11 protein-coding genes, 1 tRNA gene and 3 pseudogenes are annotated in these 14,232 nt (G+C 66.8%); 10 read left to right on the top strand and 5 right to left on the bottom strand.

Annotated elements, in window-relative coordinates; genetic code table 11:
* Positions 1 to 269: 269 nt before the first annotated feature.
* Positions 270 to 1,334: a serine hydrolase domain-containing protein gene (locus OG711_RS17940; RefSeq protein WP_329559745.1), complete on the top strand. Its 1,065-nt coding sequence runs from the start codon at positions 270 to 272 to the stop codon at positions 1,332 to 1,334.
* A gap of 73 nt (positions 1,335 to 1,407) precedes the next feature.
* Entirely contained in the window at positions 1,408 to 1,854 is a 447-nt protein-coding gene (locus tag OG711_RS17935) for a DUF5959 family protein (protein ID WP_329559744.1), read from the top strand.
* 38 nt (positions 1,855 to 1,892) lie between these two features.
* Here OG711_RS17935 and OG711_RS17930 read toward each other — a convergent pair whose 3' ends face one another.
* Both OG711_RS17930 and OG711_RS17925 read right to left on the bottom strand, forming a co-directional pair.
* Positions 1,893 to 2,420 carry a peptidylprolyl isomerase gene (locus OG711_RS17930; RefSeq protein ID WP_329559743.1) on the bottom strand — a complete coding sequence of 176 codons (528 nt, stop codon included), beginning with the start codon at positions 2,418 to 2,420 and terminating at the stop codon, positions 1,893 to 1,895.
* A gap of 673 nt (positions 2,421 to 3,093) precedes the next feature.
* Entirely contained in the window at positions 3,094 to 4,839 is a 1,746-nt protein-coding gene (locus OG711_RS17925; RefSeq protein ID WP_329559742.1) for an AAA family ATPase, read from the bottom strand.
* Positions 4,840 to 5,013: 174 nt separating this feature from the next.
* Between OG711_RS17925 and OG711_RS17920 the strand changes: the two genes are divergently transcribed.
* The 7 genes and pseudogenes from OG711_RS17920 (at position 5,014) to OG711_RS17890 (ending at position 9,481) form a co-directional block, all read left to right on the top strand.
* A tRNA-Ser gene (locus OG711_RS17920) sits at positions 5,014 to 5,162 on the top strand.
* Between the two features lie 73 nt (positions 5,163 to 5,235).
* Positions 5,236 to 6,442 (top strand): annotated as a pseudogene (gene repSA / locus OG711_RS17915) (replication initiator protein RepSA); the annotation flags it as partial.
* Positions 6,443 to 6,444: 2 nt separating this feature from the next.
* Positions 6,445 to 6,645, top strand: a complete 201-nt coding sequence (locus OG711_RS17910; RefSeq protein ID WP_329559741.1) for a helix-turn-helix transcriptional regulator — start codon at positions 6,445 to 6,447, stop codon at positions 6,643 to 6,645.
* A pseudogene (locus OG711_RS17905) lies at positions 6,645 to 6,824 on the top strand (site-specific integrase); the annotation flags it as partial. The gene OG711_RS17910 and the pseudogene OG711_RS17905, both read left to right, overlap by 1 nt.
* A gap of 154 nt (positions 6,825 to 6,978) precedes the next feature.
* Entirely contained in the window at positions 6,979 to 7,788 is an 810-nt protein-coding gene (locus tag OG711_RS17900) for a transposase family protein (protein ID WP_266510418.1), read from the top strand.
* A gap of 18 nt (positions 7,789 to 7,806) precedes the next feature.
* A pseudogene (locus OG711_RS17895) lies at positions 7,807 to 8,868 on the top strand (tyrosine-type recombinase/integrase); the annotation flags it as partial.
* A gap of 433 nt (positions 8,869 to 9,301) precedes the next feature.
* Entirely contained in the window at positions 9,302 to 9,481 is a 180-nt protein-coding gene (locus OG711_RS17890) for a hypothetical protein (RefSeq protein WP_329559740.1), read from the top strand.
* Positions 9,482 to 9,580: 99 nt separating this feature from the next.
* Here the strand turns inward: OG711_RS17890 and OG711_RS17885 are convergent, their stop codons facing one another.
* The gene (locus OG711_RS17885) at positions 9,581 to 10,342 is read right to left on the bottom strand and encodes a phosphoglyceromutase (protein ID WP_073783338.1); all 762 of its coding nucleotides are present in this window, start codon (positions 10,340 to 10,342) and stop codon (positions 9,581 to 9,583) included.
* Between the two features lie 240 nt (positions 10,343 to 10,582).
* On the opposite strand from OG711_RS17885, the gene OG711_RS17880 reads away from it, so the two are divergent.
* Positions 10,583 to 11,962 carry an MDR family MFS transporter gene (locus OG711_RS17880; protein WP_329559739.1) on the top strand — a complete coding sequence of 460 codons (1,380 nt, stop codon included), beginning with the start codon at positions 10,583 to 10,585 and terminating at the stop codon, positions 11,960 to 11,962.
* A 42-nt stretch (positions 11,963 to 12,004) separates the two neighbouring features.
* Here OG711_RS17880 and OG711_RS17875 read toward each other — a convergent pair whose 3' ends face one another.
* On the bottom strand, positions 12,005 to 13,360 hold the full coding sequence (locus tag OG711_RS17875) for a Fic family protein (RefSeq protein ID WP_329559738.1): 1,356 nt from the start codon (positions 13,358 to 13,360) through the stop codon (positions 12,005 to 12,007).
* A 256-nt stretch (positions 13,361 to 13,616) separates the two neighbouring features.
* Positions 13,617 to 14,231: a DUF4291 domain-containing protein gene (locus tag OG711_RS17870; protein WP_073783340.1), complete on the bottom strand. Its 615-nt coding sequence runs from the start codon at positions 14,229 to 14,231 to the stop codon at positions 13,617 to 13,619.
* Position 14,232: the final 1 nt, after the last annotated feature.

The raw sequence follows: 14,232 nt of genomic DNA, 5'->3' as shown, positions 1-14,232 counted from the left end.
AGGTGCCTGCGGGCGGGCCGGACGGCGGTGGGGCGAGCGGTCCTGCTTTCGCGGGTGGGGCGGTAGGCGGCGGTGCGGTGGGCCACGGTGGGGCGGGCGACGAGGCGCGTGCGAGGGACCTGGACGGCGGTGGGGCGGGCGGTTCTGCTCTCGCGGGTGAGGCAGTCGGCGGTGGTGGAGCGGGCGCCCCGGTCGGTGGCCGGACGCCGGTGGGTGGTCCGGCCGGCGGCGGTGCGATGGGTCACGGTGGGGCGGGCGGTGAACCGCGCGTGGACGGCCCACCCCGCGACCGGGTGACCGACCCGTCCCCGTCCCCGTCCCTCGAAGCCCGGCTGCGGCCACTGCTGGACACCGCCAAGGGCGGGCCGGCCGTGGCCGTGTCGGCGATCCGGGGCGGCGAACGGACCGCGCTGGCGCGCGGCGGTGACACCGGCACCCGCTTCGAGACCGGTTCGGTCACCAAGACGTTCACCGCGCTGCTGCTCGCGGAGCTGGTCGCCCGGCGCGAGGTCCGGTACGACGACCCCGTCGCCCGCTATCTGCCGCGCGGCGCCGCCGCCCCGCCGATCACCCTGCTGCATCTGGCCACCCACACCTCCGGGCTGCCCCGGCTGCCCCCGGGCCTGCTGACCGGCTCGGCCCGCCGCGCGTGGTTCAGCAACCCGTACGCGGGATACTCCTCCGCCGAGCTGCTGACGGCGTTCTCCCGTGCCGAGCCACGCCACCGCCCCGGCACCCGGGTGCGGTACTCCAACTTCGGGGCCGGACTGCTCGGCCACGCGCTGGCCCGCGCGGCGGGAGGCAGTGAGGAGGACCCGGACGCAGACTACGGCGCCCTCCTCACCGAACGGGTCCTCACCCCCCTGGGCCTGACGGACACCGACTGCGACCCCGATCGCCCCCAGGCCCAGGGCCATTGGCGCGGGCACCCCCGTCCCGTCTGGCTGATCCCCGGCCTGCCCGCCGCAGGGGCCCTGCGCTCCAGCGCCCGGGACCTGCTCACCGTGCTGACGGCACTGCTCGACCCGGCGTCGAGCCCCGCACCCCCGCCCCTGCGCGCGGCCCTGGCCGACGTCCAGCGCCCGCGACTCGCGCTCCCCCGCTCGGCCAACCGCCTCTGCCTCGTCTGGAACCTCCGCCCCCGCGACGGCCGCCCCCTCCTCCACCACTCGGGCGGCACCCGCGGCTTCACCGCCTTCGTGGGCTTCCTCCCCCGCTCCGGCACGGCCCTCGCGGCCCTGACGAACACGGCCCCGACCCTGGGCGCCCCCTTCATCCAGGCTGCTTACGGGACGCTGTGCGAGCTGGACGCGGGGGCGGGCCCGGGGGGCTGAGGGGCCAGGGAGCACCACGTTGTCGGTGCGGCAGGAGAGGATGCCCGGGTCAGCCGACCCGGGAGGGGAAATCATGGAACCGACGTACGACGGGGCCGACTTGGTCCACTTGGCGGACCGGCCGGGGACGAGCGGCCACAGCGTCGTCATACGGATACGGGACTCCCTGTCGGGCGACGGCTACCTCGACTGCGAGATAGCCGTCACGGCGGAGTCCCTCAACGCCACGTTCCGGGCAGTGGTGACGCCGGAGGACCTGGAGGAGTGGGAGACGGTCCTGGAGACCTTGGCGTCCCGGAGGCACGCCGGATGGCTCGGCGGGGGGCGCGTCCCGTCCATGAGGTTCAGGCCCGACGGCCACGACCGGATGGCGGTGACCGTGCACGACGCGCCCTCGTCGGGGGTCACGGTCACCGTGCCCCTGTTCGCCCTGCCGTCGGGATGGGTCGACGCGCAGCGGGCCCTGCTCGCCCGGGCCCGGGAGACGAACCCGCGTGGGACGGGCGGGACGGCGCCGTGAACGGAGGGGGGACCGGACCGCATACGCGGTGAGCGAGGTCAGCGGTTCCCGACGACGACCTTCTCGATGACCACGTCCCGCACCGGGCGGTCGTTGCGGGGGTTGGTCTCCGTCGTGCCGATGGCGTCGACGACCCGCTTGCTCGCGTCGTCGGCGACTTCACCGAAGATGGTGTGCTTGCCGGTGAGCCAGGCGGTAGGCGACAGGGTGATGAAGAACTGGGACCCGTTGGTGCCGGGCCCGCTGTTCGCCATGGCCAGCAGATAGGGCTTGGTGAATGCCAGGTCCGGGTGGAACTCGTCGGCGAACGTGTAGCCGGGTCCGCCCGTCCCGTTGCCGAGGGGATCACCGCCCTGGACCATGAAGCCCTCGATGACCCGGTGGAACACCGTCCCGTCGTAGAGCGGTTCGGTGCTCGGCTGCCCGGTCGTCGGATCGATCCACTGCCGGTCGCCGTTGGCCAGCTCGACGAAGTTCTTGACCGTCTTGGGTGCGTGGTCCGGCAGCAGCCTGACCTCGACGTCACCCTGATTCGTCTTCAACGTCGCGAACAGCTCTTCCGCCATGACGATCGCTCCTCCGGTGCGTGATCCACGGACCCGCCCCAGTCTCCCGGCCGGCCTGGCGGACCTGGGGCGATGCCTCGGCTGTTCACTCGCAGGAGTGAACGACGCCGGCTCTGGGAACGCGGCGGGACCCGTCCGGCACCGGCCCGGACCACGGCCGCCGCCAGCGTCGTCGCGCCTGACGGCCCGGAGGCGGCCCCGGCACAGCGACGGGCCCCCTGCCTGCGGAAGATCCGCAGGCAGGGGGCCCGTTCAACCAGCCCTGCCTCAAACGGTGTTACTTCTTCTTGCCCTGGGTCTTGCGGGATATCTCGCCGACCAGGGTTTTTGCAGGTGGGGATGCTGATCGACTTGGCGTGAGCGGTCACCATTGGTCGTCATTGGGTGCCCTTGAGCAACCTCGGACGGCCCAGGGACGGCCCAGCCTGAGGCGCCCGAACACCGCTTCAGGGACTCGGTTACGCTCGCCGCAGTTCCACGTGGAGACACCTTTCCTGCCGGGCATAGCCCCCGGGGACGTCTACGCAGACGGAGTCCCAGAAGGGTTCGGCCTCGCGGAAGTGCCTACCGCCTGTCTGCCACTCGCAGCCCGGGTAGGCCCGACGTAGGGACCGGAGAGGGGCAGCGCTTTTAGCCCTCACAGGAGAGAGGCGACTCAGTGGAAGCGAGGAAGTCACGCCGGATCGATTTTTGTGCCCATGCATTTACACGCGTAGGAGTAGGCGGATGTCTTTGTAACCCATTGACTGCATTGACGACAGCGCAGGTGCGAATAGAGATCGAGTACCGAGTAGCCAAAAGATTCGGCTTCGTCCCAGCTGAGTCCTTCCGCCCATTCGTTGTAGTGCGCCCCTGCCAAGTTGCGAAGGTGGATCCACCTGTCTACGGATGTGACGTCGTCTGCGCAGGAAGTTCGCTTTAGTTCTTTCATTGTTCCTGCCCATGTATCTGCGAGTGTGTAGGCGTCGCCTCGCTTGCGTTTCACGCTTACCGGAATTACCCAGCTCATTCGATCGCACATTTGCTCCAGAAGGCGGCCAGCCAGGCCACAGACAGCGAATGGGTCGTTGCCGCTCAAGGCGTTCCAAAGCGCCGATTCTGTCTCATTGCCAGCTGTAGTTACATTCGGCCCATCTCCGAATGACCATCGCCGAATTTCGACTTCACCTACGGGGGTACCGGCGCGTTGGAATATGTCTCTCACTTGAGTTCGCCAGAATCGGTCATGAACGGTGATTAGAAGCTGCCAGGCTTTGAAATCTTTGACTATAAGTTCCATCACGGCCACGCGAATGCCTGCGTCCACGCTCTGCAAAACATCATCGAGGATTAGGACGCGAGCTTGCCCCTGTTCACCAGCCGCGCGCGCAACGGCCAGAAAGTACAACAGTGCGATTAGATCCTGGTATCCCTCGCTGAATACCTGCTGTGGAGTTACGGTCGATCCGCTTGATAGCTCTACGTTTAACTCAAGGGAAAGCGCACTTATCCGGCCAAATGCGGGCTGGATCCGACGTACGTGACTTGCTTGCGTAACAGAGAGAAAAGATTCGGTTAGCCACCCCCCCACCTCACCCAGCAGGTTTTGCATCGCGCGAACACGGTCAACGCCCCGCCCGCTGTCATCCGGAATCTTCAGCCTGCGAGCTTCCTTGTTCAGTTGCTTTACTTTGGCTCTGAAAGCAAAGATCTCGTCAACCTTCTGTTGTACGCCCCTCGGTACGGTTACGCGAGATCGATCAAATTCTTGAATCCCTTTATATACATCGATCGCAATCATGTGCTCGATGTCGTTAGCATCGTACGGTGGCGGCGATATAGAGAGCATTTTTGCCAGCGCTTCTGCAGATTCACGCATCTGACGCTTAACTTCGTGCCGCTCTTCTTCTATAGCGAACTGGTCCGGAGTGGAAAGATTCCGTGGCGTGAATTGATCGATATCGTCGAATACGTGATCAAGAAAAAGTATCCCGCGTTTCGATGGTGCCGTGTCGAGGAATCGTAGAATATCGGCTCGTTTGAGCATCATTGGGACCCGCCCGAACTCTTCGGGTATGGGGTCACCGCTCACTCGGATAGCTCCTTCGTATTCGATACGAGCTGTTCGTTCCACCAGAACGTCACTCGACAACCTGACGCGCACAGAGCACTCCTGGGCAGGTGTCGCTAGATTGATTAGCGACGGTCTTGCAGTTCCGCGAAAAGCGGAACTTCGGGCGACGCGCCCTTGGCACGCCCACTCGACGGCGTCAACAATGGACGACTTACCGGAACCATTGTCCCCGAAAATTATCGTAGAGATCGGATGGTCATTGTTGTTCGTGAAGGAGACAGCGAGTGATGTGGGGACGCCTCTGAATCCGTGCAGCTCGACTGATGAAATGCGTATGTCCTGGCTGCGCTTAGTTGTATCTCTCAACCTGTGCCCCCTGTTTGTTGCAGAATTTTTCGTTCGAATTGGGATCCCCGAGTGAATATTACGAGCAGGCGAAGGGGTGCGCTAGATGCGCTGCGCTGGCAACATTCTTGGTGTAACGGGTGGAGGTTTCGACGCCATGCCACCACTGGGCCCGTCGGGTGATTGATCCAGCTGACTCCAGTGGGCAATCTGCGGGCCAAGGACACGTTTTAGGCCACCGAACCATCGTTGTTGCAGGTCACGTGCTCGTGAACGTGATCGAGGGGACGGTCTTGAAAACCGTCGTGGCAGCGATGTCACCGTGGGTTCAAATCCCACACCCACCGCAGGCGAGAGGCCCCCGACCAGTACGTATGGTCGGGGGCCTCTGCCGTGCCTGCTCCCCGCCGGGTACCGCTGTTCCACTACTCGACCGAGACGGAACCCGGCGGACGTCTCTGGCCTCGCCTGCGGCAACCGCCGAGCGTCCCGCTGCCCCTCTTGCGCCTGGACGTACGCCGGAGACACCTTCCACCTGATCCGCGCGGGCCTGGCCGGAGACGACCGCCGCGACATCCCCGCCACCGTGCGGGATCACCCCCGCGTCTTCGTCACCCTCACCGCTCTGTCTTTCGGCCCCGTTCACAACCGTCCCGACCATGGCACCTGCCGCTGCTGTGGCCGGCACTCCGCCGACGCACCCGAACGCGGCACCGCGCTGGATCCCGAGACGTACGACTACGCCGGATCGGTCCTGTTCAACAACCACGCGGGCGACCTCTGGATGCGGTTCACCACTCGCCTCCGACGGGAGATAGCGGCACGCGCCGGACTCACACAGACCGAACTGAAGGAATCAGCCCGGCTCTCGTACGGCAAGGTCGCGGAGTTCCAGAAGCGCGGGGCGATCCACTTCCACGCCGTGATGCGGATCGACGGACCCGACGGGCCTGGCACTCCTCCTCCGTCCTGGGCCACCGTCGACCTGCTCACCGACGCAATCCACGCAGCAGCTCGCCACAACTACACCTCGGTGTCCGCTCCCGCCGCCGACGATCAGCCCGCTCGTACCTTTGGCTGGGGCACACAACTCGACGTCCGTCCGGTCGCTGCCTTCGGCGACGGCTCCGACATCACCGAACAGGCTGTGGCGTCCTACGTGGCGAAGTACGTCACCAAGGCGGCGGAGAACACCGGTACTTTAGGCCGCCGCATTGGTGAACTCTCCGAGCTCGATCGCCACGGCGTTCCCGACCACGCTCGCCGCCTCATCGCCGCATGCCACCTCCTCGATTCGCTCTAACCCGAACGTCGGCTGCGTGCCTGGGCGCACATGCTCGGGTTCCGCGGGCACTTCTCCTCGAAGTCCCGCCGCTACTCGACTACTCTCGGCGAGCTCCGCCAGGCCCGCGCCGACTTCCGTGCCGCTCAGGAACGGCAGTCCCTCGGCCTGGAGGACCGCGTCCCGGACACCGTGCTCGTCTTGGCCGACTGGCAGTACGTCGGCCACGGTCACTCGCCCGGCGAATCCGTCCTCGCCGCGACCATCGCCCGTGGTCTCCAGCTCAACCGCGAAACCGCCCGTGAAGCCATGGCGGAGCTGGTCAACGAGGGGGAGTGGTGACCATGGCGCTCCCTCTGCCGAGTCGCTGTCTGACGCCCGACGACCTGGTCGAGATGTTCGAGCTGCCCAGCGTCGAGACGGTCTACCAGTGGCGCCGCAAGCGGACCGGACCCCGCGGCTTCCGTGTCGGCCGGCACCTCCGATTCGACCCCGACGACGTACAGGCCTGGGTCGACTCCCGCCGGAGCGAGGCGGCTGCCTGATGGCCGGACACATTGAGGACCGCTGGTTCGTGACCGTGACCGGTCCTGACGGTAAGCCGCGCAAGGTGAAGTCGGATCGCTACGGAGTGGGGTCCCGCTACCGCGCGCGCTACGTGGGGCCGGACGGCACGGAGAAGTCGAAGAGTTTCCCGGACCGACAGGAGCGGCTCGCTGATCAGTGAGGTTTTCTCAGTGAAATGATCTTCGCGGAGCGGGTTGATCGGTACACCCGGGTGGATTGGGCTGGACAGCCCCGGCTCCGAACAGACGTGAAGCCCCTGGTAGGACAGGTCTCACCACAAGATCATGTCCGTAACCACCAGAGGCTTCACGTTGGTCACCTATGTTGCCACGCTCGACGTCCCACGCCACGTCGTGGACTACCTGTCCCGCCTGCTCGCAGCACACCGACGGCACATCGGTACCCCGCGCGGCAGCCGGGCCCTGGGCCCGTTCCGCCAGGCCGTGCTGGTCCTGCGCTGGTTCCGCGAGCGCGGCTGCGTGCACTGCCTGGCCCGCGACGCCAACATCTCCCAGGCCACCGGCTACCGCTACCTGCACGAAGGCATCGACGTCCTTGCCGAGCATGCCCCGGACCTGCACGAGGTCCTCGCCCGCTGTCGACGCGAAGGCATGACACACGTGGTCCTGGACGGGACGCTCATCGAATGCGACCGCGTGGCCGGTGTCCGCGAGAACGGCAACGACCTGTGGTTCAGCCAGAAACACAAGGCATTCGGCGGCAACATCCAGTTCCTGTCCGCCCCGGACGGCACCCCATTGTGGGTCTCCGACGTCGAGCCCGGCAGCGTCCCCGACATCACCGCCGCCCGCATCCACGTGCTGCCCGCGCTGTACAAGGCGGCCACCGCCGGCCTGCCGACCCTGGCCGACAAGGGCTACATCGGCGCGGGCATCGGCATCCGCGTTCCCGTCCGCCGCCCAAAAGGCCGCTCCGAGCGCGCACTTCACATCGACACCCGCATGACAAACACCCTGATCCGACACCTCCGAGCCCTCGGCGAGCGCACCGTCGCCGAGCTCAAACAGCGATGGCGCACCTTGCAGCACATCACGCTCAGCCCCAGCCGGGTCGGCGACATCACCCGAGCCGCCCTCGTCCTCAACGGAATCTGGAAATGATCATCGCTGAGAAAACCTCAGTGGCTGGCCCATACCGAAGCGGACATGGCGCGGGGACAGTACATCGATCCCCGCGCGGCCCGGACCACCTTCCAGCAGTACGCGGAGGGCTGGGTGTCCACCCAAGGGGCGGACCCCAACACGCAAGCCTCGATGGAGTCGCAGCTCCGGCTGCACGCGTTCCCGTACCTCGGCACGCGTCCGCTCGGTTCGTTCTAGCCGGCGCACATCCGCGACTGGGCGCAGCAGCTCCAGGCGAACGGTGTGCGCGGCTCGTACGCCCGGACGATCTACTCCAACGTGCGGGCTGCTCTCAGCGCGGCCGTGGATGACGGGCACCTTCCTCGAAATCCTTGCGCCGCGCGCTCGGTACGACCGCCGACCGTGGACACGAAGCGCGTTACGCCTTGGACGACGGAACGGCTCTTCGCGGTGCGTGCGGGCCTGCCGGAGCGGTATCAGGCGATGGTCGACCTCGGCGGCGGCTGCGGCCTGCGGCAAGGCGAGATCCTGGGTGTCGCGGTCGACGCGATCGACTTCCGGTCGGACACGTTGCACGTCGTTCAGCAGCTCATGTTGAGTCGCAGCAAGCCTGTCTTCGCTCCGCCCAAGGGCGGCAAGTTGCGGGACGTTCCGCTCCCTGGTCCCGTCGCGGACGCGCTGCGGGCGCACATGAAGCAGTTCCCGCCGGTCGAGATCACGTTGCCGTGGAAGGTCGCGGGTGGACCACTGGTGACCAAGCGGCTCATCTTCACGGCGCCGCGCGGTGGTCACGTCTGGCGAACCTCGCTGAACGAGGAGGCTTGGAAGCCGGCCCTGGCTTCGGCCAGCGTCATCCCGGCCCCGGAGGCTGGAGCTCCGCACACCGAGTCACGCGAGAACGGGATGCACGCCATGAGGCACTTCTACGCGTCGGTGCTGCTGGATGCCGGGGAGAACGTCAAGGCGTTGGCCGAGTGCCTCGGGCACTCGGAGCCCGGCTTGACGTTGCGGGTGTACGCGCACTTGATGCCGTCCAGCCAGGAGCGGACACGTAAGGCAATCGAGCACGCGTACGAAATGAAACCGCACGGAAAGTGAGCCACCGCAGCGATGTAGGCTCAGAAACTAAGCGCGTGGCCGGAATAGAGGCTCAGAAGCTGTGCTTCCATCCACGGGCAGAATGTTCCATCCATAAACGGATGATGGCGAATGTTCGAAGAGCGGACCAGGCGTGTGGGGCCACGCTAAGATCCCTCCCTAGCAAGGGAACTCCCTTGTCAGGGAGGGTGGTCGCGCCATCCAGGCCATGCAGTGATCTATTCATCAAGTGAAATGAGGGCGCCTCGTCAAGCTGCGACTTGTGACATTTCTACTTTTGAAGTCAAACCCTCTTCTAGATGCACGTTTGTCTTGGAAGCAGGGCTGTGTGAAAGTCTCACCACATGCGAATGCCGCCCGTGCATGGGCGGCATTCTTTTCCATTTCCGCACTCGGAATCCCTAGCCAGGAACCAATCACAGATGGAGGCCTCATGGTCCCACGCACAGGTGTCACCGTCGACATCTGTCCTCGTGACTTGCCGCTCGCGCTCATCGGCACTGCCGGGGGCGCGCTCGCGTTGTCGGCCGACGCCCCCGCAGAGATCGTCGTTCCCGTGGCACTGCTGATCGTCCTCGACATCCGCATCCGCCGCTGGAGCCGACGTGCCTGACGGCCCGTTGAGCATGTGACGGCCCACAGACGGCCCAGCGCACCAAAAAGCCCCCCACCTCGCGGAAAACCTGCATGTGGGGGGCTTCTTCGGCCCTGCCTACTTCTTCTTGCCCTGGTTCTTGACCGCCTCGATGGCTGCCGCCGCAGCGGCCGGGTCGAGGTACGTGCCGCCCGGCTTCAGGGGGCGGAACTCCGCGTCGAGCTCGTAGGCGAGGGGGATGCCCGTGGGGATGTTGAGGCCCGCGATGTCCTCGTCCGAGACGCCGTCCAGGTGCTTGACCAGCGCGCGCAGGCTGTTGCCGTGGGCGGCGACGAGGACCGTGCGGCCCGCGAGGAGGTCCGGGACGATGCCGTCGTACCAGTACGGGAGCATCCGGACGACGACGTCCTTCAGGCACTCCGTACGGGGGCGCAGCTCCGGCGGGATCGTCGCGTAGCGCGCGTCCCCGCTCTGCGAGAACTCCGTGCCGTCCTCCAGCGCGGGCGGCGGCGTGTCGTACGAGCGGCGCCAGAGCATGAACTGCTCCTCGCCGAACTCGGCGAGGGTCTGGGCCTTGTCCTTGCCCTGGAGGGCGCCGTAGTGGCGCTCGTTCAGGCGCCAGCTGCGGTGCACCGGCAGCCAGAGGCGGTCGGCCGACTCCAGCGCGAGCTGGGCGGTCCGGATCGCGCGCTTCTGGAGCGAGGTGTGCACGACATCGGGCAGCAGGCCGGCGTCCTTCAGCAGCTCACCGCCGCGGATCGCCTCCTTCTCGCCCTTCTCGGTCAGGTTGACGTCCACCCAGCCGGTGAACAGGTTCTTCGCGTTCCACTCGCTCTCGCCGTGGCGGAGGAGGATCAGCTTGTACGGTGCGTCGGCCATGCCCCCGAGCGTAATCGAACCCCTGCGCCGCCCGCGCGCCCGGTCCGGCTTCTGGACGGGTGTCGCGGATGTCCGGCCCGGGGCTCCCCGTACCCCCTGTGACCTAGTCGTTTGACGTTCCTGGTCAATTGACTGGTGCCATCACGACAGGCCCTCGTAATGTGTGGTTACGCGTTTCAGCACTTACATCTCTGCATTGTGTGTACCGGGCACCCGTGTGTGCCGAGGGGGGAGTCCCGTATGAGCGTCAGAGGTCCCGGCGGCGCCGTCGGGCGCGCGCTGCGCGAAACCGTGTCCGGGCTGCCCCGGGAGTTCTGGTGGCTGTGGACCAGCACCCTGGTCAACCGGCTCGGCGGCTTCGTCGCGACCTTCATGGCGCTCTACCTGACCCTGGAGCGCGGCTACTCCGCCTCCTTCGCGGGACTCGTCGCCGCCCTCTACGGCCTCGGCGGTGTGATCTCGTCCCTCGGCGGCGGGGTCATGGCCGACCGGCTGGGCCGCCGCCCCACCCTGCTCGTCGCGCAGACCTCCACGGCCGTGTCCGTCGCGCTGCTGGGCTTCGTCCAGCACCCCGCCGCGATCGCGGCCGTCGCCTTCCTCGTCGGCGCGGCCAGCAACGCGTCCCGGCCGGCCGTCCAGGCGATGATGGCCGACATCGTCCGCCCCGAGGACCGGGTCCGCGCGTTCTCCCTCAACTACTGGGCGATCAACCTCGGCTTCGCGATCTCCTCCATCGCCGCCGGGTTCATCGCCGAGTACAGCTATCTCGCCGGATTCCTCGGCGAGGCCGTGATGACCCTCGCCTGCGCGATCGTCGTCTTCGTGAAGCTGCCCGAGTCCCGTCCGGTGCGCACCGAGCAGGAGAAGGCCGCCGAGCCGGAGGTGGGCCTCGGGACCGTGCTGCGCGACGGCCGGTTCATGGGTGTGGTCGGGCTGTCGTTCCTGATCTCGCTGATCTTCATGCAGAGCTCGGTGGGACTGCCGATCGCGATGGGCGAGGCGGGATTCACGCCCGCCGACTTCGGGCTCGCCATGGCCGTGAACGGCGTCCTGATCGTCGCCCTCCAGATCCCCGTCACCCGCTTCATCCAGCACCGCGACCCGCGCATGCTGCTGATCGCGTCGTCGGTCGTGGTGGGCCTCGGCTTCGGCCTGACCGCGTTCGCGGACTCGGTCGCCGTGTTCAGCCTGACGGTCTGTGTCTGGACCCTGGCCGAGATCGTGAACGCCCCCACCCAGACGGGCCTGGTCGTCCGGCTCTCCCCGACCCACGGCCGGGGCCGCTACCAGGGCATGTACACCTTGTCCTGGGCCGTCGCGAGCCTGATCGCCCCGCTGATGTCCGGCCAGATGATCGACCGCTACGGCGCGGACTGGCTCTGGGCGAGCTGCGCGCTCCTCGGCGTGATCGCGGCGCTCGGCTACTGGGCGCTGATGCGGGGGCTGCCGCCGCTGGAACGCTCCGAGTCGCCGGTGCAGATCCCCGTGCCGGCGGACGACGAGGCCAGGACCGAAGCGGTCCCCACGACCGCCCCCGCCCCCGCCGTGACGGTGACCGACGTTTCCGTGCCCCCGGCCGCCCCCAACGACCCGCTCACGAAGCGGGAACCGGTGGCCTGACGGGTACGGGTACGGGCGGTCCGCTCGGGGGACGGGCGTGCCTCATTCCCCATCCAACCGGTGCAGTCGGGCGTCCAGATCAGGCACCGGCGTCCACTCGAACGTGTTTCCGCGCCTCTGCTTCACGAAGAGCCCGCGTTCCTCCAGCGCGATCAAGTCCTGACGGGCGGTCTCGTAGACCACGTTGTGGCTCGTCATGTGGGAACGGGCGGTGACGGAGGCGCCCGGATTCTTCAGGGCGTGCTCCAGTAGTGCGGTCTGCCGGTGGTTGAACGTGTTCCCGGCTCCCGAGATCTTCCGCTGGAGCTCCCTGACCTCTTGGGACTTGCGGGCCAGGTACTGGTGGAGGTTCTCGATGGACCGTTGCAGTACCTGGAGCTGATAGAGGTGGAAGTAGGTGAGATCGCTCTCGTCGTCCTCGCTGTGGAGATAGCTTTCGGCGTAGCGGACGGGAGCGTTCTTGAGGATCTGGGAGATCGCCACGAACTCCGTCAGCCAGAAGCCCTCCTTCAGCATCGACCAGTAGAAAAGGGCCCGGGCGGTGCGTCCGTTCCCGTCCTCGAACGGGTGGTCGTACCCGATCATGAAGTGCAGGGTGATCGCCCGCAGGACAGGCGGGACGTAACTGCCGTCGTCGAGCTCGCCGTTGGCGAACCGGCACAACCGGGCCACGCGCTCGGGAAGCTCCCCGGCGGGGGGCGGAACGTGCAGCACCTCACCGTCGTCGGCGAGGACCATCACCCGCTCCTCACCGGGAAGCTGGAACCGCCCGGATGCCTCCGGGCTGTCCAGCGTGCCGTCCGTGACGATCCGGTGGATCTCGCAGATGAGGTCCGGAGTCAGGGGAGCGTCCTTGATCTCGCCGATCATCCGCATGGCCCGGTAGTTGTTGACGATCATCCGCTCGTCCCGGGTGCGCGGAGTGCGTCCCGTGCGGAGCATGTCCTTGGCGACCTTGCGACTGGTGGCCGCTCCTTCGAGCTGGCTCGAATGGATCGCTTCCTCGATCAGTGAGTTCACGAGGTAGCGGTCCCGAGTGCCGGGGTTCGTCACCTGCTCGCTGATCGTGATCTTTCCGCTGGCGTCACGGCTGATCTGCTCCAGGGCCTTCAGGACGGGGTCGGGCAGCGTGAAGGAGAAGTGTCGCCCCGCCATGTCCAGCAACGGCAGTCTTCGCATCATCTGGCGCCGGGCCAGCTTGATGGTGATCCACCACTCCTCGTGGTCCAGCCCTTCGGGTGGCTTCTTGAACCTGATCTTGTCCCAGGGCAGATAGGTGTGGTCCGCCGGTCCGGGTCCGGACTGCCCGATCATGAGCCCGGCCAGCTTGTGCGGGGAGGAGCTGAGCATGTCCTCGATCAGCCCGTCCACGTCGGGCGGCGGCATGGGCCTCTTCATGGATCGCTCCTCACCGCAACGGCATCACCGCACCGGCATGGTCCGCTTGGATTCGGCGACCGGCATCGCCTACTAGTGATCTACTAATCCCTACCAGAATAGTAGATCTGCCGACCCTGTCGACTTGCGGTTTCAGCGAGTGCTCATCGGTGAACGGGAGTGCTGAGCGCTTTCGCGATACCTACTAGTGAGCTACTAATCTCTACTAATTTAGTAGACGCACCAGTCTTGACCTGCTCATTTCCCTGATACGCCGCTACGCTTCCCGAATCCGTGCCGTCACCCCGGGGGTGCTCGGCTCGTACGGGGTCTCGTCGGGGAGCAGTCGTCGCGCTTCGTCGGGGCGGCCCGCCCGCACGTGTGCGTGGACCTCGTGGGCGAGGGCGGTCACGTCCGTGATCGAGACGATCCACTCGTCCGCGTACCGGTGGGCCGCCTCGCCCGTGAGGCCCAGCTGGAGGGCGCGGTGGGGGAGGGGCCGCAGATGGATGTCGCGCTCCGGGTCCCACTGCACCCGGGCCGGGGCCCGGCGCAGTTCCTCGCGCCAGGCGGCCTGGTCGGCGTGGAGCCCGGGCACGTAGTGCGACACGCACGCGTTGCCCAGTGCCCACTCGAAACCCTCGCGGGTGATCTCCACGGCCAGTACGGTCCGCTGGCCCTCGGCGGTGCCCCAGTCGGAGCGGTACATCATCCACAGGAACGACGGCTTGATCCACGTCATCCGGTCCCGCTTCCAGGCGGCGGGGAAGCGGCCGTCCCGCGCGGCCGGGACACCGATCTCCGGTGCGTACGCCTGGTGGACGACGAGGGTGTCCCCGGTCTGCGCGGCGCGGATCTCATGACGGGGACGTTCGTCCTGCGTTCGTTCCATA

The sequence above is a fragment of the Streptomyces uncialis genome, assembly GCF_036250755.1.
Taxonomy (GTDB): domain Bacteria; phylum Actinomycetota; class Actinomycetes; order Streptomycetales; family Streptomycetaceae; genus Streptomyces; species Streptomyces uncialis.
Note: the sequence above shows the minus strand (reverse complement) of the source record. Positions and strands in the feature narration are given on the sequence as shown.